20 protein-coding genes are annotated in these 19,272 nt (G+C 71.9%); 6 read left to right on the top strand and 14 right to left on the bottom strand.

Annotated elements, in window-relative coordinates; all coding sequences use genetic code 11:
* Together WD341_RS08050 and ccrA are read right to left on the bottom strand one after the other, a co-directional pair.
* Positions 1–1,432 (bottom strand): acyl-CoA dehydrogenase family protein (locus tag WD341_RS08050; RefSeq protein WP_368424925.1); only part of this gene is annotated, 1,432 nt, incomplete at its 3' end.
* 90 nt (positions 1,433–1,522) lie between these two features.
* Positions 1,523–2,803 carry a crotonyl-CoA carboxylase/reductase gene (gene ccrA, locus WD341_RS08045; protein ID WP_368424924.1) on the bottom strand — a complete coding sequence of 427 codons (1,281 nt, stop codon included), beginning with the start codon at positions 2,801–2,803 and terminating at the stop codon, positions 1,523–1,525.
* 200 nt (positions 2,804–3,003) lie between these two features.
* Between ccrA and WD341_RS08040 the strand changes: the two genes are divergently transcribed.
* Positions 3,004–5,046, top strand: a complete 2,043-nt coding sequence (locus WD341_RS08040) for a protein meaA (protein ID WP_368424923.1) — start codon at positions 3,004–3,006, stop codon at positions 5,044–5,046.
* 24 nt (positions 5,047–5,070) lie between these two features.
* On the opposite strand, the gene WD341_RS08035 is transcribed toward WD341_RS08040, so the two are convergent.
* Complete coding sequence (locus tag WD341_RS08035; RefSeq protein WP_368424922.1) at positions 5,071–5,499, bottom strand: hypothetical protein; 429 nt, start codon at positions 5,497–5,499, stop codon at positions 5,071–5,073.
* Positions 5,500–5,670: 171 nt separating this feature from the next.
* Here WD341_RS08035 and WD341_RS08030 point away from each other — a divergent pair, with 171 nt between their 5' ends.
* Positions 5,671–6,444 (top strand): exodeoxyribonuclease III, encoded by a 774-nt coding sequence (locus tag WD341_RS08030; protein ID WP_368424921.1) that lies wholly within the window; start codon positions 5,671–5,673, stop codon positions 6,442–6,444.
* Between the two features lie 103 nt (positions 6,445–6,547).
* Positions 6,548–7,054, top strand: coding sequence for a hemerythrin domain-containing protein (locus WD341_RS08025; RefSeq protein WP_368424920.1), 507 nt, complete (start codon positions 6,548–6,550; stop codon positions 7,052–7,054).
* Between the two features lie 85 nt (positions 7,055–7,139).
* Here the strand turns inward: WD341_RS08025 and WD341_RS08020 are convergent, their stop codons facing one another.
* The 6 genes from WD341_RS08020 to WD341_RS07995 all read right to left on the bottom strand — a co-directional run bounded on the left by WD341_RS08020 (position 7,140) and on the right by WD341_RS07995 (position 12,188).
* Positions 7,140–7,622: a PaaI family thioesterase gene (locus WD341_RS08020; protein ID WP_368424919.1), complete on the bottom strand. Its 483-nt coding sequence runs from the start codon at positions 7,620–7,622 to the stop codon at positions 7,140–7,142.
* An 11-nt stretch (positions 7,623–7,633) separates the two neighbouring features.
* Complete coding sequence (cobT, locus tag WD341_RS08015) at positions 7,634–9,508, bottom strand: cobaltochelatase subunit CobT (protein WP_368424918.1); 1,875 nt, start codon at positions 9,506–9,508, stop codon at positions 7,634–7,636.
* Between the two features lie 53 nt (positions 9,509–9,561).
* A complete protein-coding gene (gene cobS, locus WD341_RS08010) occupies positions 9,562–10,563 on the bottom strand; it encodes a cobaltochelatase subunit CobS (protein WP_368424917.1) in 1,002 nt (333 codons plus the stop codon).
* 79 nt (positions 10,564–10,642) lie between these two features.
* Complete coding sequence (locus WD341_RS08005; protein ID WP_368424926.1) at positions 10,643–10,819, bottom strand: DnaJ domain-containing protein; 177 nt, start codon at positions 10,817–10,819, stop codon at positions 10,643–10,645.
* Between the two features lie 57 nt (positions 10,820–10,876).
* Positions 10,877–11,218 carry a hypothetical protein gene (locus tag WD341_RS08000; RefSeq protein ID WP_368424916.1) on the bottom strand — a complete coding sequence of 114 codons (342 nt, stop codon included), beginning with the start codon at positions 11,216–11,218 and terminating at the stop codon, positions 10,877–10,879.
* Positions 11,219–11,264: 46 nt separating this feature from the next.
* Positions 11,265–12,188, bottom strand: a complete 924-nt coding sequence (locus tag WD341_RS07995) for a DMT family transporter (protein ID WP_368424915.1) — start codon at positions 12,186–12,188, stop codon at positions 11,265–11,267.
* Between the two features lie 90 nt (positions 12,189–12,278).
* Here WD341_RS07995 and WD341_RS07990 point away from each other — a divergent pair, with 90 nt between their 5' ends.
* Entirely contained in the window at positions 12,279–12,581 is a 303-nt protein-coding gene (locus tag WD341_RS07990) for a BolA family protein (protein WP_368424914.1), read from the top strand.
* A 37-nt stretch (positions 12,582–12,618) separates the two neighbouring features.
* Here the strand turns inward: WD341_RS07990 and WD341_RS07985 are convergent, their stop codons facing one another.
* From WD341_RS07985 to WD341_RS07965, 5 genes are all read right to left on the bottom strand, one after another.
* Positions 12,619–13,194: a DUF2889 domain-containing protein gene (locus WD341_RS07985; protein WP_368424913.1), complete on the bottom strand. Its 576-nt coding sequence runs from the start codon at positions 13,192–13,194 to the stop codon at positions 12,619–12,621.
* 106 nt (positions 13,195–13,300) lie between these two features.
* Positions 13,301–13,747, bottom strand: a complete 447-nt coding sequence (locus tag WD341_RS07980) for a CBS domain-containing protein (protein ID WP_368424912.1) — start codon at positions 13,745–13,747, stop codon at positions 13,301–13,303.
* A 161-nt stretch (positions 13,748–13,908) separates the two neighbouring features.
* The gene (locus WD341_RS07975; RefSeq protein WP_368424911.1) at positions 13,909–15,234 is read right to left on the bottom strand and encodes an HlyC/CorC family transporter; all 1,326 of its coding nucleotides are present in this window, start codon (positions 15,232–15,234) and stop codon (positions 13,909–13,911) included.
* Positions 15,235–15,254: 20 nt separating this feature from the next.
* A complete protein-coding gene (gene aroB / locus WD341_RS07970) occupies positions 15,255–16,400 on the bottom strand; it encodes a 3-dehydroquinate synthase (protein WP_368424910.1) in 1,146 nt (381 codons plus the stop codon).
* Positions 16,397–16,966 (bottom strand): shikimate kinase, encoded by a 570-nt coding sequence (locus tag WD341_RS07965; RefSeq protein WP_368424909.1) that lies wholly within the window; start codon positions 16,964–16,966, stop codon positions 16,397–16,399. The genes aroB and WD341_RS07965 overlap by 4 nt, the downstream gene beginning before the upstream one ends.
* A 278-nt stretch (positions 16,967–17,244) precedes the next feature.
* Between WD341_RS07965 and WD341_RS07960 the strand changes: the two genes are divergently transcribed.
* Both WD341_RS07960 and WD341_RS07955 read left to right on the top strand, forming a co-directional pair.
* Positions 17,245–17,367 (top strand): hypothetical protein, encoded by a 123-nt coding sequence (locus WD341_RS07960; protein ID WP_368424908.1) that lies wholly within the window; start codon positions 17,245–17,247, stop codon positions 17,365–17,367.
* A 100-nt stretch (positions 17,368–17,467) separates the two neighbouring features.
* Positions 17,468–19,258: a hypothetical protein gene (locus WD341_RS07955; RefSeq protein WP_368424907.1), complete on the top strand. Its 1,791-nt coding sequence runs from the start codon at positions 17,468–17,470 to the stop codon at positions 19,256–19,258.
* The last annotated feature ends 14 nt before the right edge of the window (positions 19,259–19,272 follow it).

Below are 19,272 nucleotides of genomic sequence, written 5' to 3'. Positions count from 1 at the left end.
GGGCGACCATGGTCTCGACCGCCATCCAGGCGAGCTTGCCGGCGACGCGCGGGAAAGCCAGGATCGGCTTGCCGAACTGGATGCGCTCGCGGGCATAGGCGAGGCCCAGCTCCAGGGCGTTCTGGGCGACGCCGACGGCGCGCGCGGCGGTCTGGACGCGCGCCGACTCGAAGGTCGCCATCAGCTGCTTGAAGCCTTCGCCCTCGACGCCGCCCAGCAGGTTCCGCGCCTCGACCTCGAAGCCGTCGAAGGCGAGCTCGTACTCCTTCATGCCGCGGTAGCCGAGCACCGGGATCTCGCCGCCGGTCATGCCGGCGGCCGGAAAGGGCTCGGCCTCGGTGCCGCGCGGCTTCTCGGCCAGGAACATCGACAGGCCGCGGTAGTCGGCGCTGTCCGGATCGCTGCGCGCCAGCAGGGTCATCAGGTCGGTGCGCGCGGCGTGGGTGATCCAGGTCTTGCTGCCGTGGATGCGGTAGCGGTCGCCGTCGCGCACGGCGCGGGTCTTGAGGCTGCCGAGGTCGGAGCCGACGCCGGGCTCGGTGAAGACCGCCGTCGGCAGGATCTCGCCGCTCGCCAGCCTCGGCAGCCAGTGGCGCTTCTGCTCCTCGGTGCCGCCAAGGCGGATCAGCTCGGCCGCGATCTCGGTGCGGGTGCCGAGCGAGCCGAGGCCGATGTAGCCGCGGCTCAGCGCCTCGGTGACCACGCACATGGCGGTCTTGCCGAGGCCGAGGCCGCCGTATTCCTCGGGCACCGTCAGGCCGAAGACGCCGAGCTCGGCGAGCTGCCGCACGACCTCGATCGGGATCAGCTCGTCGCGCAGGTGCCAGCCGTGCGCCGCCTCGGCATGGGCGTCGGCGAGCTTGCGGAACTGCTCGGCGATCAGGGCGTCGGTCTCGTCCAGGCCCGGCTCGCCGAAGCGGTCCGCCGCGATCAGCTCGGCGAGGCGGAGGCGCAGGCCAGCGGTGTTGCCGCGGGCGATCAGCCCCGCCACCGTCGGAGTCAGGAAGGCCTCGAGCGCCTCCGGTGCGAGGCCGAGGTCGGCCGGCCGCAGCACCTCGACCTGGCTCAGCGGCAGGCCGCCGGCGAGTTGCGCCAGGTACTCGCCGAAAGCGGCCTGGAGGATCAGTCGCTCGAGCTCGCCGCAGCGGCCCTCGGCCTCCAGGCGCTCGACCCAGTGCAGCGTCTCGCGCAAGGCGGCGACGTAGGTCGCCAGCCAGGCCAGGCCGTGGGCGGCGAACTGCTCGCGTTCGAGCAGGTCCGGGTCCGGCCGGCCCTGCGGTGCGACCAGGGCGCCGACGGACCGCCGCGCGGCCAGCTCCAGGCCCTCGGCGGCGCCCAGCGCCTCGCGGCAGAGCGGCAGCAGGTCGTCTAGCAAAGCCGGGGAGAGCGGGCCGGAGCGGGCACTCGCCTCGGCGGGCAGGCAGTCGGTCATGGCGCAGGTCTACCCGATATCTCGGTGCGGCAGAAGGTGCGGCCGGCGGCGGGAAGGGTCGCCGCCGGCCGCTCGCGAACGGGCCCCGGCTCAGGCTTCGATCGCGTCCTCGAGGGTGCGCAGGCCGGGCCGGCCGGCCTGGACCAGAACCGCCATGTTGCCGGGCTTGTGCTGGTTCTTGCGCATCTTGGTGTGGGCGCGCGGGATGTCGGTCCAGGCGAAGACCTCGCTCATGCAGGGGTCGAGGCGGCGCTCAACGACCAGGGTGTTGGCCTGGGCGGCCTGCAGCAGGTTGGCGAAGTGGCTGCCCTGGATGCGCTTCTGGTGCATCCAGACGTAGCGCGCGTCGAAGGTGATGTTGTAGCCGGTGGTGCCGGCGCAGAAGACGACCATGCCGCCGCGCTTCACGACGAAGGTCGAGACCGGGAAGGTCGCCTCGCCGGGGTGCTCGAAGACGAAGTCGACGTTGTTGCCCTTGCCGGTGATGTCCCAGATCGCCTTGCCGACCTTGCGGACCTCGGCGAACCAGGTCTTGTACTCCTCGGAGTTGACCTTGGGCAGCTGGCCCCAGCAGGCGAAGTCGCTGCGGTTGATGACGCCCTTGGCGCCCAGGCCCATGACGAAGTCGCGCTTGGATTCGTCGGAGATAACGCCGATGGCATTGGCGCCGGCGGTCGCGATCAGCTGGACCGCCATCGACCCCAGGCCACCCGAGGCGCCCCAGACCAGGACGTTCTGGCCGGGCCGCAGGATGTGCGGGCGGTGGCCGAACAGCATCCGGTAGGCGGTCGCCAGGGTCAGGGTGTAGCAACCCGACTCCTCCCAGGTCAGGTGCCGGGGGCGCGGCATCAGCTGGCGGTCCTGGACGCGGGCGAACTGGGCGAAGGAGCCGTCCGGCGTCTCGTAGCCCCAGATCCGCTGGGACGGCGAGAACATCGGATCGCCGCCGTTGCACTCCTCGTCGTCGCCGTCGTCCTGGTTGCAGTGGACCACGACCTCGTCGCCGACCTTCCAGCGCTTGACCTTGCCGCCGACCGCCCAGACCACGCCGGCGGCGTCGGACCCGGCGATGTGGTAGTCGGCCTTGTGCACGTCGAAGGGCGAGATCGGCGTGCCGAGCGCAGCCCAGACGCCGTTGTAGTTGACGCCGGCCGACATCACCATGACCAGCACGTCGTGGCTGTCGAGCGCCGGGACCGGCACCACCTCCTGCTGCATGGCGGTCTCGGGCTCGCCGTGGCGCTCGCGGCGGATCGCCCAGGCATACATCCGCTTCGGCACGTGGCCGAGCGGCGGGATCTCGCCGATCTCGTAGAGGTCCTTGGCGGTCTGCCCCGGTCGCAACTCGATCACCTCAGCGGGCTCGGTCATGCTCGACGACTCCTCGGTCTGCTGCCAATCCTTGCTCGTCCACGGGCGCTGTGTGCCCTCGCCGCTCGGCGCGGTCTTGAAAGCGGCATATCGCAGGCTCGTTCCTATTGCAATGCACAATTCAACTTTGTTTCAATGGAAACTCTCAGGGTATAATTTTCGTTCTATCGGATGGTTCCACACGAAACGGATGCCACGGAATGCCAGAAAACCCGAGCGGCGGCCCAGCGGGCCAAGCCGCAGCGCAGCAGGAGTCCGCTGCAGCGCAGCGCGACGCGCCCTGGCTGATCCGCACCTATGCCGGCCACACCTCCGCCGCGGCCTCGAACGCGCTGTTCCGGGCCAACCTGGCGAAGGGCCAGACCGGGCTTTCGGTCGCCTTCGACCTGCCGACCCAGACCGGCTACGACGCCGACCATCCCCTGGCGCGGGGCGAGGTCGGCAAGGTCGGGGTCCCGGTCGGCCACCTCGGCGACATGACGGCGCTGTTCGAGGGCATCCCGCTCGACCGGATGAACACCTCGATGACGATCAACGCCACCGCGCCCTGGCTGCTCGCGCTCTATGTCGCCTGTGCCGAGCGCCAGGGGGTCGCGCGCGCCGCGCTCTCCGGCACGGTGCAGAACGACCTGTTCAAGGAGTACCTCAGCCGCGGCACCTACATCTTCCCGCCGAAGCCCTCGCTGAAGCTGACCACCGACGTCGTCGCCTTCGCCTACCGCGAGCTGCCGAGGTGGAACCCGACCAACGTCTGCAGCTACCACCTGCAGGAGGCCGGGGCGACGCCGGAGCAGGAGCTGGCCTTCGCGCTGGCCAACGCCATCGCCGTGCTGGACGCGGTGCGCGACGGCGGCCAGGTGCCGCCGGAGGACCTGCCGAAGGTGGTCGGCCGGATCTCCTTCTTCGTCAACGCCGGCGTCCGCTTCGTCACCGAGCTTTGCAAGATGCGCGCCTTCGCGCGCCTGTGGGACGAGATCTGCCGCGAGCGCTACGGCGTCGAGGAGGAGCGCTACCGCCGCTTCCGCTACGGGGTCCAGGTCAACTCCCTCGGCCTGACCGAGCAGCAGCCGGAGAACAACGTCTACCGCATCCTGCTGGAGATGCTGGCGGTCGTGCTGTCGAAGGACGCGCGCGCCCGCGCCGTCCAGCTGCCGGCCTGGAACGAGGCCCTGGGCCTGCCGCGGCCCTGGGACCAGCAGTGGAGCCTGCGCCTGCAGCAGATCGTGGCGCACGAGACCGACCTGCTGGAGTACGGCGACCTCTTCGCCGGCAATCCCGTGGTCGAGGCCAAGGTCGAGGCGCTCTGCGCCGCCGCCCGCGCCGAGCTGGCGAAGATCGAGCGGCTCGGCGGCGCGGTCGCGGCGATCGACAGCGGCTACATGAAGGAGCGCCTGGTCGACAGCGCGACCCGGCGCTTCCAGGACATCGAGAGCGGCCGGCTGAAGGTCGTCGGCGTCAACTGCTTGACCGAGACCGAGCCCTCGCCGCTGACCGCCTCGGCCGACGGCGGCTTCCTGGCGCCGGATCCCGAGGCCGAGCGGCGCCAGCTCGAGGGTCTCGCCGCTTGGCGCGCGGCGCGCGACGGCGCCGCGGCCGAGGCGGCGCTGGCCCGGCTCGGGCAGACCGCGGCCGCGGGCGGCAACCCGATGGAGGCCTCCATCGCCTGCGCCCATGCCGGGGTCACGACCGGCGAGTGGGCCGGCGTCCTGCGCGCGATCTGGGGCGAGTACCGGGCGCCGACCGGCGTCGCCCGCGCCGTCGCCGTGCGCGGCGGCCAGGCCGAGCTGGAGCAGCTCCGCGAACGGGTCGCCGCCGTCTCGGCGCGGCTCGGCCGACGTCTCAAGATGCTGGTCGGCAAGCCCGGCCTCGACGGCCACTCGAACGGCGCCGAGCAGATCGCCGTGCGCGCTCGCGACGCCGGCTTCGAGGTCGTCTACGAGGGCATCCGCCTGACCCCGGGACAGATCGCCGGCGCCGCCCTGGAGGAGGGCGTCCACGTCGTCGGCCTGTCGATCCTCTCGGGCAGCCACCTCGAGCTGGTCGAGCAGACCGCGGCGCGCCTCGCCGCCCTCGGCCTGACCGACGTCCCGCTGGTCGTCGGCGGCATCGTTCCGCCCGAGGACGCGGCGGCGCTCAGGGCGGCGGGCGTCGCCGCGGTCTTCACGCCCAAGGACTACGACCTGACGGCGATCCTCGCCGAGATCGTCCGGCTCGTCGAGGCGGCGCAGCGGGAGGCGGCCTGAGCCGCCCGCCGCCGCGCCCGCCCGTCATCTGACGTTGAAGATCGCCTGCTGGGACTCCCCCGTGGTGCCCGGGATGCGCAGCACGAAGGTGCCCGGCCGGATCGTCACGAAGGAGATCTGCGCGGTGCCGGCGTCGTCGAACTCCAGGGAGTCGATGCCGAGCGGCCGGACCTCGATGTCGTTGATCACGACCTCGTTGACCCAGACGTTGCGGAAGAACTCCGCGCCGGAGATCGCCAGCTCGCCAGAGCCGTCGCAGACGATGTCGAGGCGGTAATACTTGCCGGCCTCCAGCTCGTAGGGCGCCTGGGTCATCGGCTCCATGACCGAGAGCGTCAGCGGCTCGAGGTCGACGACGCCGCTCAGCAGGCCGGCCTGGGCGGCGGCGCGGTCCGGCAACTGGGGCAGGGCGAGGGCTGCGAGGGCCAGGGCCCAAAGGAACGGTCTCACCATGACGATATCCTCCCGATGGCGGTTTCTATGACGGCGCACCACTCTTGGGTGGTTTCTCCGCCGGTCGATTAAGCGTCATGGAGGAAACCGACGCAACCACGGCGCTCGCTCCCTCGGCGGCGATCGCACCTGGCGCGGGATCGCGTGTCGCCGCCGGACGTTCGAATCCCCATGAGAATCGCGACCTTCAACATCAACAACGTCAACCGGCGCCTCGCCAACCTGCTGGCCTGGCTGGAGCGGGCCCGGCCCGACGTCGTCTGCCTGCAGGAGCTCAAGGCGGCGCCTTCGGCCTTTCCGGAGGAGGAGTTGGCGGCAGCGGGCTATGCCGCCGCCTGGCAGGGCCAGCGCACCTGGAACGGCGTCGCGATCCTGGCGCGGGCGGCGGAGCCGGTGGTCACGCGCCGGCGCCTGCCGGGCGACCCGGCGGACGCCCAGGCGCGCTACCTGGAGGCCGCGGTGCAGGGCGTGCTGGTCGCCTCGCTCTACCTGCCCAACGGCAACCCGCGGCCCGGCCCGAAGTTCGACTACAAGCTCGCCTGGTTCGACCGGCTGGTCGCCCACGCCGGCAGCCTGCTCGAAAGCGGCGTGCCGGTCGTGCTGGCCGGCGACTACAACGTCGTTCCGACCGGCCGGGACATCTATCCGACCCGCTCGTGGACCGAGGACGCGCTGCTGCAGCCGGAGCCGCGCGCCGCCTTTCGCAGCCTGCTCGACCAGGGCTGGACCGACGCGCTGCGCGCGCGCCACCCCGAGGCGCCGCTTTACACCTTCTGGGACTACAAGCGGCGGCGCTGGGAGCGCGATGCCGGCCTGCGCCTCGACCACCTGCTGCTCAGCCCGGCGCTGGCACCGCGCCTGGCGGAGGCCGGCATCGACCGGTCGGTGCGCGGCGAGCCGGGGGCCAGCGATCACGCGCCGGCCTGGATCGAGCTCGATCTCTAGAGCAGGAAAGGTTCCGTCCTTGCGAACACTTCGCAAAAGGAACTGTAGTTGCGGCGAGTCGTTGCGCTCTGCAGTGATTGAAACACTTGTCTTGGAGTTTGACATGCCGAAGAAAGACGCCATCGCCCTGCTAAAGGCCGATCACCGCAAGGTCGAGGAGCTGTTCGACCAGTTCGAGAAGGCCAAGGGAGACGGGAAGAAGCAGGCGCTCGCCGAGCAGATCTGCATGGAGCTGGCGATTCACGCCAAGATCGAGGAGGACGTCTTCTATCCGGCCTGCAAGGGCGCGGTCGAGGAGGACCTGCTGAAGGAGGCCTACGTCGAGCACGACGGCGCCAAGGTCCTGATCGCCGAGATCGAGGCCGGCGGGCCCGACGACTCCTTCTACGAAGCCAAGGTCAAGGTGCTCTCCGAGATGATCGAGCATCACGTCGAGGAGGAGGAGAAGCGGGTTGAGGGCATGTTCAGCCAGGCCCGCAAGGCCGGCCTCGACATGGACGACCTGGGTGAGCGCATGGCCGCCGAGAAGCAGCAGCTGATGGCGACCTACAAGACGTCCGGCGTCCCGACGCCAGAGACGCCGAGCCTGCAGCGCACCGCCCTGGCCTAAGCACTCCTAGCTTGATCGCCCCTGGCCTGGTGGCCGGGCGGGCAAGCCGTCGGGCCGGCCGTCGCCTCCGTGGCGGCGGCCGGCCTCACATCTCGAAGATGTAGCAGGTGGCCGTGCCGTGGGCGAGCAGGCGGCCGGCGGCGTCGGTGATGCGGCCCTCGGAGGTCGCGAGACGCCGGCCGGGATGGATGATCCGGCCCTCGGCCCTGAGCTCGCCGCTGTCGACCGTGATGGCGCGCACGAAGTTCACCTTGATCTCGGCGGTCGTGTAGCCGCTGCCGGCCGGCAGCGTCGAGTGGATCGCGCAGCTCATGCAGGAATCCAGCAGGGTCGCGGCGTAGCCGCCGTGAACGCTGCCGATCGGGTTGTAGAGCGCCAGGTGCGGCGTGCCGACGAAGAGCGCCCGGCCTTGCTCGATCTCGGCGAGACGGAAGCCGAGGGTGTGGGCGATCGGCGCCGTCGGCAGCAGGCCGTCGCGCCAGCCGCGCAGCAGCTCCATGCCCGAGAGGCTCTTCAGGGTCTCGCGGTCGACGATGCCGACGCCCTCGGGCAGCGCAGGTGCGTGCATGATGGGCCGGCTCAGGCGGCGCTGCGGCCGCGCCGGCGGGCGCCGCCGCGCCGCTCCAGGCCGGGATCCTCGTCGAACAGCTCGGCCAGCTTCTCCATCATCGTGCCGCCGAGCTGCTCGGCGTCGACGATGGTGACGGCGCGGCGGTAGTAGCGCGTCACGTCGTGGCCGATGCCGATCGCGGTCAGCTCGACCGGCGAGCGTGTCTCGATGTAGTGGATGACCTCGCGCAGGTGCCGCTCGAGGTAGTTGCCGGGGTTCACCGAAAGGGTCGAGTCGTCGACCGGCGCACCGTCTGAGATGACCATCAGGATGCGCCGCTGCTCGGGCCGCGCGATCAGCCGGTTGTGCGCCCAGATCAGCGCCTCGCCGTCGATGTTCTCCTTGAGGATGCCTTCGCGGAGCATCAGCCCCAGGTTCTTGCGGCCGCGCCGCCAGGGCTCGTCGGCGGACTTGTAGACGATGTGGCGCAGGTCGTTGAGGCGGCCCGGCATCTGCGGCTTGCCGGCCGAGATCCAGCGCTCGCGCGCCTGTCCGCCCTTCCACATGCGCGTCGTGAAGCCCAGCACCTCGACCTTGACGCCGCAGCGCTCCAGGGTGCGCGCCAGGATGTCGGCGCTCATCGCCGCGACCGAGATCGGCCGGCCGCGCATCGAGCCGGAGTTGTCGATCAGCAGCGTCACCACGGTGTCGCGGAAGTCGGTCTGGCGCTCCATCTTGAACGACAGGGCATGGCCGGGGTTGGTGACGACGCGCGACAGCCGCGCCGTGTCGAGCATGCCTTCCTCGAGATTGAAGTCCCAGGAGCGCTGCTGCTTGGCCAGCAGGCGGCGCTGCATGCGGTTGGCCAGGCGCGCGATCACGCCCTGCAGGTGGGCGAGCTGCTGGTCGAGCATCTGGCGCAGGCGCGTCAGCTCGTCGGGGTCGCACAGCTCGGCGGCCTCGACGACCTCGTCGAACTCCGTCGTGAAGGGCCGGTAGACGCCCTCGAGGGCGTCGGAAAGATCCCAGTTCGGCCGCCGGCCGGGCCGGCCCGGCTGCTCGTCGGCCATGCCGGCCTGCATCTCGCCGTCGGCCTCGGCGGCCTCGTCGTCCTCGCCCTCGGCCTCGCCCATCTCGGCCTCGTCGCCGGCTTCCGAGGAGGCCGACTCGCTGCTGTCCTGCTCGCCGCCCTCGCCGCGCATCTCCGAGGGGTCCTGCTGGGCCTCGTCGCCGCCCTCCTCGGACTCCTCGTCGTCGAGCGGCTCCTGCTCGGTCATGGCCTCCAGGTCGAGGTGCTGGAGCAGCCGCCGCACGGTCCGTCCGTAGGCCTTCTGGTCGGCGGCCATGGTGTCGAGGTCGTGGAGGTCCTTCAGCACCTCGGCCTCGAGGTGCGGGCGCCACAGGTCGACGATGCGCTGCCCCGAGGGCGGCGCCGCCTGGCCGGTCATGGACTCGCGGGCGAGCAGGCGCAGCGCCTCGGCCAGCGGCACCTCCTCGCGGTTCTGCGCCCTGGCATAGCCCCGCGCCCGGTAGCGCTCCTCGAGGGCGGCGCCCAGGTTCAGGCCGCAGCCCGCCATGCGCCGGGCGCCGAGCGATTCGCAGCGCACCTGCTCGACCGCGTCGAAGATCTCGCGCGCGGCCTGGTTCTGCGGCCGCTGGCTGGCGTGGAGCTTCTCGTTGTGGAAGCGCAGGCGCAGGGCCACGGCGTCGGCCTCGCCGCGGACCTGGGCGACCTCCTCGGCCGGCAGGTCGCGCGCCGGCATCGGCAGGCGCACCTCCTTGCCGACGAGCCCCTGCCCGGAGGGCGCGAAGTTCGCCGTCAGGTCCGGCTGCTCGGCGAGCGCGCGAATCGCCGCGCCGGTGGCGCGCTTGAAGCGCTCGATCGGGGTCTCGGCCTGGGACAAGCTCGCCTTTCCGCCTCGCTGGTTCGATCTCGCTGTTCGGTCGGTCGCCTGGCTCAGACCACCGTGGCGTGGACGCCGCTCTCGGGCAGCTCCGTGCCGAAGCTGCGCTGGTAGTACTCGGCCACGACCGGCCGCTCGACCTCGTCGCACTTGTTCAGGAAGGTCAGGCGGAAGGCGAAGCCGACGTCGCCGAAAATGTCCGCGTTCTCGGCCCAGGTGATGACCGTGCGCGGGCTCATCACCGTCGAGATGTCGCCGTTGATGAAGCCGGAGCGGGTCAGGTCGGCGACCGCGACCATGGCCTTCAGCTTCTCCCGGCCTGCCTTGCTGTCGTAGCCCGGCAGCTTCGAGAGGACGATCGCCTCCTCCTCCTCGTGCGGCAGGTAGTTCAGCGTCGCCACGATATTCCAGCGGTCCATCTGGCCCTGGTTGATCTGCTGGGTGCCGTGATAGAGGCCGGTGGTGTCGCCCAGGCCGACGGTGTTGGTCGTCGAGAACAGGCGGAAGGCGGGGTGCGGGCGGATCACCTTGTTCTGGTCGAGCAGGGTCAGCCGGCCCTCGACCTCGAGCACGCGCTGAATCACGAACATGACGTCGGCGCGGCCGGCGTCGTACTCGTCGAAGACCAGCGCGGTCGGGCGCTGCAGGGCCCAGGGCAGCAGGCCCTCGCGGAACTCGGTGACCTGCTTGCCGTCGCGCAGCACGATCGCGTCCTTGCCGATCAGGTCGATGCGGCTGACGTGGCTGTCGAGATTGATGCGGATGCAGGGCCAGTTGAGGCGCGCCGCCACCTGCTCGATGTGCGTCGACTTGCCGGTTCCGTGGTAGCCCTGGATCATGACGCGGCGGTTGTGGGCGAAGCCCGCCAGGATCGCCAGCGTCGTGTCGCGGTCGAAGCGATAGGAGGAATCGACGTCGGGGACGTAGTCGCTCTCCTGCGAGAAGGCCGGCACCTCCATGTCGCTGTCGAGGTTGAAGGTCTGGCGCACCGAGACCTTGATGTCCGGCAGGCCGGTCGGCATGTCGTGGAGCTGGTCGTCGCTGTGGAGGGACATCTAGCGGGGTTCGTCCTTGCTGCTGCGGGCGCCGGCCGCACGGGCCGGCCCTTATGTGGGCCCGGTTCCTTGCCTTTACCTAGCTTGCGCGGCTGGCCGCGTGAAGGGTCTTCAGGGTTGCGTAGGCGCGGTTGACCCGTTTCAAGCGCTCTTCGCTGACCCGGTCGCCGCCGGTGGCGTCGGGGTGCAGGCGCTTGGCGAGCTGCTTGTAGCGACTGCGAATCTCGGTCCAGTCGGCGCCCGGTTCAAGGCCCAGCAGGTCGAGCGCCCGCGCTTCCTCGCCCGCCGGGCCGGGCCGGGCGCGCCGCTGGCGCTACCCGCGCCGGGCTTCCTCCGTCGGATCCACCCGGAAGCGCCCGCCTTCCTTCCAGCCGTCGGCGAAGGGGCCGCTGCCGAGCTTCCAGGTCGGCCGGTCCCAGGTGCAGTCCCTGCGGCGGATCCGCTCGATCTCGTCGCTCGAGAGGCCGGCGAAGTAGTCCCAGGCGCTGTTGTAGGCGCGCACGTGCTCCAGGCAGAACCAGAGGTAGTCGCGCAGCCGGTCGCGCCCGGCCGGGGCGCGGAAGTCGCCGGCCGCGGTGCAGCCCGGGTGGGCGCAGGGCTGCACCGCCGCGCGCTCGAAGGGGCTGTTGAGGGACTCCTCGCAGGAACTGACCATGGGACAAATTATGGCCGCCGTGCTGCGGCGCGGCAAGGCATGGCGGCTATCCGCAAACGCCGCCTCGGGCGCGCCTCTGGTCGGCGAGATTGACCAGCGCCAGGCCACCGAGAATCGCCGCCAGGCCCAGCAGCAGGCTGGCGCTCAGCGGCTCGCCGAGCCAGAGCGTCGAGACCAGGACGCCGAACAGGGGCACGCCGAGGAAGCCGAGCGAGGTGGTGATCGAGGGCAGGTCGCGGGCGACCATGACGGCCGCCCAGAAGCAGAAGGCGCTGGCCAGCGGGCCGTTGTAGGCCAGCACCGCGCCCAGCTCCCAGGACCAGCGGGCCCAGCCGAGGCCCTCGAGCGGCAGGGCGGCCGCCGCCAGCAGGGCGCTCGCCAGCAGCATCTGCCAGGGCGCCAGGTCCAGCGGGCTGGCGCTCCAGCGGTGTCGCCGGACGTGCAGGATCGCCGCGGACCAGAGCAGGGCGGCGAGCAGCAGCGCGCCGTTGCCGAACAGCTGCCGGCGATCCTGCCAGGCGAAGTCGAGCGGGTTGAAGAGCACCGCCAGCCCGCCCAGCCCGAGCAGCAGGCCGAGCGCCTTCAGCCGGGTCATGCGCTCGCCGAGCAGCAGCACGGCGGCCGGCGCGACCCACAGCGGGGTGGTGTAGGCGAGCACCGCCGAGCGCCCCGCCTCGACGGTCAGCAGCGCCAGGTTGGCGAGCGCCAGGAAGCCCGCCATGTGCAGCAGCGCGACGCTCATCAGCACCGGCAGGTCGGCGCGCGGCGGCAGGCGCAGGCGCCCCAGCAGGGCGAGCAGGCCGAACAGCGTCGCGGCCCCCAGGGCGAGGCGCAGGGCCGCGAACCAGAAGGGCGGGACATACGCCAGGCCGACCTTCATGATCGGCCAGTTGGCGCCCCAGACCACGACCAGGCCGAGCAGCAGCAGCAGGGCCTGGCGCCGGCGCGCCGGATCGGAAGAGAAGGTCATGGGCGGCGAAAAGGGGAACCTTGCTTCGGCGGGAGCGGGAGACTAACACCGCTGGCGAGCGGCCCGTTCTGCCGAAAAGGAGTGCCCGCCATGTCCCCGACCCCCCCGACCTCGCGGTCCGGGAACCGCGCCGAGCGCATCGAGCGTTGCCTGCGCGAGGCCCTGGCGCCGCAGCGCCTCGAGGTCGCCGACGACTCCCATCTTCACGCCGGCCACGCCGGCGCCCGGCCCGAGGGCGAGACGCACTACCGGGTGCTGGTCGTGGCCGAGCGTTTCGAGGGGCTGTCGCGCGTCGACCGCCAGCGCCTGGTCAACGCGGCGCTGAGCGGCGAGTTCGACAGCGGCCTCCACGCCCTGCAGATCTCGGCCAGGACGCCGTCCGAGGCGGCCTGAGCCTCGGATGGCCTGAGCCTCGGATGGCCTGAGCGGCCTACTCGTCGCCGTGCCCGGACGCCTCCGGGCCGGTGTAGAACTCGGGCCACTGCCGCTTGACCACCGGGCTGTCGGGGGCGAAGGCGTAGCAGGTGCCGAGCAGCGGCGGCCGGCTGCCGGCGCGGCGCGGCGCGGCGTCGCGCGCGACGCGCAGCGGGAAGACCGCCTGGAAGGCGACGGTGCCGAGCGCGCCCAGCATCTCGACCAGGTGCGTGCAGCCGGCGACACCGCCGACCTGCTCGCGCACCTTGGCGCGCCAGCCGGCGCCGATGCGCAGGCCCACGATCCTCTGGAAGTTCGGCGCCACCGCCGGACAGATCGCATAGGGCGTGTCGTCCGAGGCGACCTCGATGGCGTGGACCAGGAAGTCCTCGTCGATGGTCAGGCGGATCCACATGCCGTGCAGCGGCTGGCCCGCCTCGATCCGGCCGCGGTACTCGTTGTCGAAGCCGTAGGTCTTGGTGTCGGCGAGGTAGGCGTCGATGTCCCACAGCCCGTCCGACCGGCGGAAGGCCTCGAAGGTGTAGCGGCGGGTGTGGATCGGCTCGCGCGCGGCCGGCGGCGACAGGGGCATCGGGATTCCGCGTGCGTTTGGGGGCGGGAAGGCGGCGATGATAGGCCCCCACCGCGCAGCGTCAACTGCGGCGCCCGCCAGCGACCGGGCGCGGCGCTCTAGGCGCTCAGCCAACCCCGTAGGTGGTGTCGAACAGCAGGGCGTCGCGCTGCTTCAGGTCCTGCTCGAGCTGCTCGCGGACCGAGCCGAAGAGATCGCGGATCGAGACCATGCCGACGATCTCCTCGCCGTCGACCACCGGCAGGTGCCGGCAGCCGAGGCGCGCCATCAGCTCCAGCGCGCCCCCCGCGGTTTCGCCGGGCGCGATCGTCTGCGGCCCCTCGGTCATGACCTCGGACAAGAGCGTGGCGTCGGGGTCGCGCCGGGCGTTGACGACCCGGGTGACGACGTCGCGCTCGGTGAAGATCCCGATCAGCTGCCCACCGCGCACGACCATGACGGCGCCGATGTGCTGCTCGGACATGAGCGCCACCGCCTCGGCGACGCTGTCTTCGGGCTGCAGGAAGTAGAGAGCCTGGTTGTGGACCAGGTGGGGCATGATCTGGCGTCGCACGGCATCCTCCCGCGTCCGGGCCGGCAGCGCGCAGGCGACGGGCCTGCGCCAAGTGTCGCGACCCAGGCCGGCAGTGTGGGCCGGCTGCCGGCGGCGGTCAAGGAAGCCGGGAGCAAAAGTAGCGGCTTGCCGCAGACGAGATCGCGCGGCGCGGGAGGTCGCTATGCGGCGGTGTCGCTCCCGGGCTTCTCCGGCTCCTGCTCCCCCGCCTTCTCCTCCTCGCCGAGGCGCGCGATCTTGACCAGGGTGATCTGATTGCGCTGGCGCCCCAGGATCTCCATGGCGAAGCCGTGGAAGGCGAAGCGTTGGCCGATCTCGGGAATACAGCGCGCCTCGTGCAGGATCAGGCCGGCAACGGTCGAGGCCTCCTCGTCCGGCAGGCGCCAGCCGCTGTGCCGGTTGAGGTCGCGCAGCGTGACCGAGCCGTGGACCACCGCCGAGCCGTCGGACAGGATCTCGACGCCGGCGACCTTGACGTCGTGCTCGTCGCTGATCTCGCCGACGATCTCCTCCAGGATGTCCTCGAGGGTGACGATGCCCAGGACCTCGCCGTACTCGTCGACGACGATCGCGAAGTGCTCCTTGCGGTGGCGGAAGGCCCGGAGCTGCGACAGCAGGTCGGTGGAATCGGGAATGAACCAGGGCTCGGCGGCGATCGCCCCGACGTCGAGGCCCTCGACCTTGCCGGCGCGCGCCTGGACGGCACGCAGCAGCGCCTTGACGTGCAGCACGCCGACGATGTCGTCGAACTTGCCGCGCCACAGCGGGATCCGGGTGTAGGGGCTCTCCAGCACCTGCTCGATGATCTTCTCGGGCGGCAGCTCGCTGTCGATGGCCAGGACGTTGCGCCGGTGCACCATGATCTCGCCGACCTCGACGTCGCCGAGGTCGAGGATCGAGCGCAGCATGTCGCGCTCCTCCCGGTTCTCCTCGGCGCCGCGGTCGTGGTGCAGCTCGATGGCGCCGCGCACCTCCTCCTCCCAGCGCTCGGTGCCGTAGGTCGCGTCGAACTTGGCGCCGAACAGGTGCAGCGTGCCGGTGACGACGAGCTGGACCAGCCGGGTCACGGGGCTGAACAGGAAGATCGCCACGTTGATGATCGGCGCGACGACCAGGGCCATGCGGTCGGCGTGGTGCAGCGCGTAGGTCTTCGGCAGGACCTCGGAGAAGATCAGCACCAGCAGGGTCATCCCCAGCGTGGCGTAGGCGACGCCGGTGTCGCCTACCAGCGAGATCAGCAGCGAGGTCGCCAGCGCCGAGGCCAGGATGTTGACCAGGTTGTTGCCGAGCAGGATTGCGCCGATCAGCTTGTCCTTGCGCTCCCACAGGCGGTTGACCAGGGCGGCGCGGGCGTTGCCCTGCTGCTGCAGCGTATGCATGCGCGCCCGCGAGGCGGCGGTCAGCGAGGTCTCGGAGCCGGAGAAGAAGGCCGAGAGCACGAGCAGCGCGAGGATCGCGCCGATGACGAGGAATTGCTGGGTTTCCATGGCGTTCGGGAAGTCCTGGGCTAGGCGCCCGCCAGATCGAGCGGCGGGGCGGTCTGGGCGATGGCCTCGGTCAGCAGGCTGACGAGATCGGCCTCGGCGACGTCGCGGCTGACGAAGGCCTCGCCGATCCGGCGCGCCAGCACGAAGGCCGGCTGGCCGCCGCTCGCCTTCTTGTCCCGGCGCATGTGCTCGATCAGGCGCCCCGCGCTCCAGGCCCGGCCGCCGAGCCGCTCGAAGCCGGTCGGCAGATCGACCGCGGCGAGGTGGCGGCGCACGCGGTCCGCGTCCTCGGCCGGGCACAGGCCGAGCTGGGCCGAGAGCTCGAACGCCAGGGTCATGCCGATCGCCACGGCCTCGCCGTGCAGCAGGTCGTCGCCGTAGCCGCACTCCGCCTCCAGCGCGTGGGCGAAGGTGTGGCCGAGATTGAGCAGGGCGCGCTGGCCGGTCTCGCGCTCGTCGGCGGCGACCACCGCCGCCTTGGCGCGGCAGGCGGTCAGCACGGCGTGGCGCAGCGCGTTCGGCTCGCCCTCGACCAGGCTGTGGCCGTGCCCCTCGAGCCAGTGGAAGAAGCCGGCGTCGCCGAGCAGCCCGTACTTCACCACCTCGGCGTAGCCGGCCAGCATCTCGCGGCGCGGCAGGCTGGCCAGGATCCCGGTGTCGGCCAGGACCAGGCGCGGCTGATGGAAGGCGCCGACCAGGTTCTTGCCCTGCGGCGTGTCGATGCCGGTCTTGCCGCCGACCGAGCTGTCGACCTGGGCGAGCAGGGTGGTCGGGACCTGGACGAAGTCGATGCCGCGCAGCAGGATCGCTGCGGCGAAGCCGGTCAGGTCGCCGACGACGCCGCCGCCGAAGGCGAGCAGCAGCGTCCCGCGATCGATGCCGGCCTCGAGCAGCCGCTCGCAGAGGTGCTGGAGGGTGGCGAAGTCCTTGCTGGCCTCGCCGGCCGGCACGACGAAGGCGCGGGCGTCGATGCGGGCGTCCGCCAGCGCGCGCTCCAGGGCGCCGAGGTGCAGGCCGGCGACGGTCTCGTCGGAGACGATCATCACCCTGCGGCCCTCCGCGAGGGGCCGCAGGTGGCGGCCCGCCTGGGCGACCAGGTCCTCGCCGACCAGGATGTCATACCGCCGTTCGTCCAGCGCGACGGTCAGGCGCTCGGTGCGGTTCAACTGAGGGCTCCGTAACGCTCCAGCCCCTCGTGCACCAGCTTGACGGTTTCGTCCGGCGGCGCATCCAGGCTGTCGATGGTGATGTCGGCGAGCGCGTACAGGGGATAACGCTCGCCGATCAAGCGGGTCAGGGTCTCGCGCGGGTCCCCGTGCCGAAGCAGCGGGCGGTTGGCGCGACGGCTGGTGCGCCGCAGCAGCAGCTCCAGGTCGGCGCGCAGCCAGACCGAGACGCCGGCGGCGGCGATCGCTTCGCGCGTGGCGGGGTCCACGAAGGCGCCGCCGCCGGTGGCCAGCACCTTGCGCTCGCCGCTCTTGAGCAGACGCGCGATCACCTTGCGCTCGCCGTCGCGGAAGGCGGCCTCGCCGTGGCGCTCGAAGATCTCGGGAATGCTGCAGCCGGCGGCCGCCTCGATCTCGCTGTCTGCGTCGACAAAACGCAGGCCGAGGCGCTTGGCCAGCCGCCGCCCGATGCAGGACTTGCCGGCGCCCATCAGGCCGACCAGCACGATGCTGCGCCCGCTGGGGGCGAGTTGCTGCTCCGTGCTGGGGTCGGTGACGGTCGACATGATGGGGCAGACTATAACCTCTGCCGAAGGATCCGCGAGGGGGTGGGTGCGCCGCAAATTGGCCACAGTCGAATGTACCATAATTCGGCCGGTCTCCTCGCCAGCTCCAGACCGGGGAGCCAGCTCCAGACCGGGGAGCCAGATCCAGACTGGGGAGAAGGTGGTCGAGAGGGCGGGCCGTCGGCAAGCGGGCTTGGCCTCGACTCCGGCCGGTTGCTAGAAAGTGTGCGTGATCGCAGTCGTGGGAGTCGAGGAAGGCTATGGGACGGTTCGGCGCGATGGTCTTGCTCTTGGTCCTGCTGCTGGTGGTCGGGGGGGGCCTGGCCCTGCTGTTCGTCGACATCCAGCCACCGAGCGCGCGGGTCGAGAAGGTCCTGTCCGATGACAGCTTTCCGCGCTAGCCCTCGGCGCGGCGCCGGGCTCCTGCCCCTGGCCGCGGCACTGCTCCTCGTCACCGCCCCCGGCCCGGCCGCCGCGCATCCCGCCCCGCCAGCGCCCGCGGTGCCGCCTTCTGCCGCCCTCCAGCTCGCCCAGGGCTCCCAACCGATCCAGCTGTTCCAGCTGCCGGACCCGCCCGCGACCGGCGGCGGCGCGGCGGCACCCTCGCGGCCGGACCCCGGCCGGGAAGGCGGCTACCAGGGAGGTGGATTCGGGGAAGGTGGATTCGGGGATGGGGGGCTCGAGGGTGGAGGACTGGGCGGTCCGCTCGGCGCGGCCGAGGCGCCCGAGCGCCTCGGCCTCTGGACCCGTGACGACGGCGGGCTCGGCTACGACCTGTGGCGCGGCAGCCGGCGCGAGACGGTGGTCGCCCTGCTCGCTCGCCTATCCGGGACACTCGACAGCCCGACGCTGCGCACCCTGGTGCTGCGCGTGCTGCTGTCCGAAGCCGAGACCCCGGGCGAATCGGTGCGCGCCGTCGTCCGGGACGGCGGCCCCGGGCAGAACCTTCTGGTGCTGCGCGGCCGGGCACTGCTGGCGCTCGGCGAGTCGGCCTACCTGGGCGCCCTCCTCGACCTGGTCGAGGGCGAGGCCGCCGGCGCGCCCGACCTGCTCGAGCTGAAGACCCAGGCGAGCCTGCTGACCGGCGACTATGGGCAGGCCTGCGCGACGGCGCGCGACGGCGTTGCGCGCGAGCCGGGCGACGCCTTCTGGACCAAGGCGCAGGTCGCCTGCCAGGCGGCGACCGGCGAGAACGACGCCGCCATGCTTGGCCTCGACCTGCTGCGCGAGAGCGGCGAGGGCGCCGACCAGGGCTTTTCGGCGCTGGCCGCTGCCGCGCTCGGCTATGGCGAGGCGCCGGCGGATCCCGCACCGAGCGCTCTCAACGTCGCCCTGGTGCTCGGCAGCGATCTGGCGCCGCCGGCCTCCTGGCAGGACAGCCGCGACCCGGCGGTCCTCGCCATGGCCGCCCGCGACGGCGACCTCGGCCGCGACCGGCGTCTGGCGCTGGCCGAGCGCGCCGCCGCAGCCGGCGCGATCCAGGCCGAGGAGCTGGTCGGCTTCTACGAGGCCGGCCGCCTCGGCGCCGACCAGATCGGCCGGGCGGCGAGCCTGGCCGCCGGTCTGGCGGGCCCCGAAGCACGCGCCCTGCTCTACGTCGCGGCGCGCGGCGACCAGGGCCCGGCGCGCGGCGAGCTGATCCCGCCCGCCCTGGCGAGCGCCCGCGCCGACGGCGTCGAGCTGGGCGTCGCCCGCGCCTTCGCGCCGCTGCTCGCCGAGCTCCAGCCGAGCGACGCGACTCCGGGGCTCGCGCAGAGCGCCGCGCGCGCCCTCTTCCTGGCCGGCCGCTACGAGCTGGCCGGCTCCTGGATCGACGAGCTGCGGCGCAGCGTCGGCGTCGATCCGACGGCGCGCCAAGCGCTGGTCGACCTCTGGCCGCTGGCACGACTGGCCGGTGTCGAGATCGCGGGCGGGCCGCAGGACCTGTCGGGCTGGCGCAGCGCCCGGCAGGCGGGCGGCAGCCCCGAGGCCGAGCTGCATGCCGAGGTCGTCACGCTGCGCGGGCTGCTCTATGCCCTCGGCGAGACCGACGCGCTCGCGTTCGGCGAGCTGATCGGCAGCGAGTCCGCAGGGCCCTTGACCGGCACCTCGACCCTGCTGGCTCTCGAACAGGCCGCGGTCGGCGCGCGGCTCGGCGAGACCGTGCTGCTGGCCGCCCTGGTCATCGCCGAGAACGGCGTCGCCGGCCACCCCTACCCGACGGCGAAGGCGGTCGAGGCCCTGAACCGGGTCGATCGCCCCGGCGAGGCGCGGGCGCTCGCCCTGGAAGCGGCAGTGGCCAGGGGCTTGTGACCGGAGCCTCCGCG

Source organism: Tistlia sp. (assembly GCF_040905785.1).
In the GTDB taxonomy this organism is placed as follows: Bacteria; Pseudomonadota; Alphaproteobacteria; order Kiloniellales; family DSM-21159; genus Tistlia.
This window is presented reverse-complemented; position numbering and strand designations above follow the sequence as displayed.

Excerpts from the sequence above, each read along its gene's own strand:
- WD341_RS08035 (WP_368424922.1), bottom strand. The coding sequence starts at position 5,499 with ATGGTGAGACCGTTCCTTTGGGCCCTGGCCCTCGCAGCCCTCGCCCTG.
- WD341_RS07990 (WP_368424914.1), top strand. The coding sequence starts at position 12,279 with ATGTCCCCGACCCCCCCGACCTCGCGGTCCGGGAACCGCGCCGAGCGC.
- ccrA (WP_368424924.1), bottom strand. The coding sequence starts at position 2,803 with ATGACCGAGCCCGCTGAGGTGATCGAGTTGCGACCGGGGCAGACCGCC.
- WD341_RS07965 (WP_368424909.1), bottom strand. The coding sequence starts at position 16,966 with ATGTCGACCGTCACCGACCCCAGCACGGAGCAGCAACTCGCCCCCAGC.
- WD341_RS07995 (WP_368424915.1), bottom strand. The coding sequence starts at position 12,188 with ATGACCTTCTCTTCCGATCCGGCGCGCCGGCGCCAGGCCCTGCTGCTG.
- cobS (WP_368424917.1), bottom strand. The coding sequence starts at position 10,563 with ATGTCCCTCCACAGCGACGACCAGCTCCACGACATGCCGACCGGCCTG.
- WD341_RS08030 (WP_368424921.1), top strand. The coding sequence starts at position 5,671 with ATGAGAATCGCGACCTTCAACATCAACAACGTCAACCGGCGCCTCGCC.
- WD341_RS08040 (WP_368424923.1), top strand. The coding sequence starts at position 3,004 with ATGCCAGAAAACCCGAGCGGCGGCCCAGCGGGCCAAGCCGCAGCGCAG.
- WD341_RS08000 (WP_368424916.1), bottom strand. The coding sequence starts at position 11,218 with ATGGTCAGTTCCTGCGAGGAGTCCCTCAACAGCCCCTTCGAGCGCGCG.
- WD341_RS07975 (WP_368424911.1), bottom strand. The coding sequence starts at position 15,234 with ATGGAAACCCAGCAATTCCTCGTCATCGGCGCGATCCTCGCGCTGCTC.
- WD341_RS08025 (WP_368424920.1), top strand. The coding sequence starts at position 6,548 with ATGCCGAAGAAAGACGCCATCGCCCTGCTAAAGGCCGATCACCGCAAG.
- WD341_RS07960 (WP_368424908.1), top strand. The coding sequence starts at position 17,245 with ATGGTCTTGCTCTTGGTCCTGCTGCTGGTGGTCGGGGGGGGCCTGGCC.
- WD341_RS07985 (WP_368424913.1), bottom strand. The coding sequence starts at position 13,194 with ATGCCCCTGTCGCCGCCGGCCGCGCGCGAGCCGATCCACACCCGCCGC.
- WD341_RS08020 (WP_368424919.1), bottom strand. The coding sequence starts at position 7,622 with ATGCACGCACCTGCGCTGCCCGAGGGCGTCGGCATCGTCGACCGCGAG.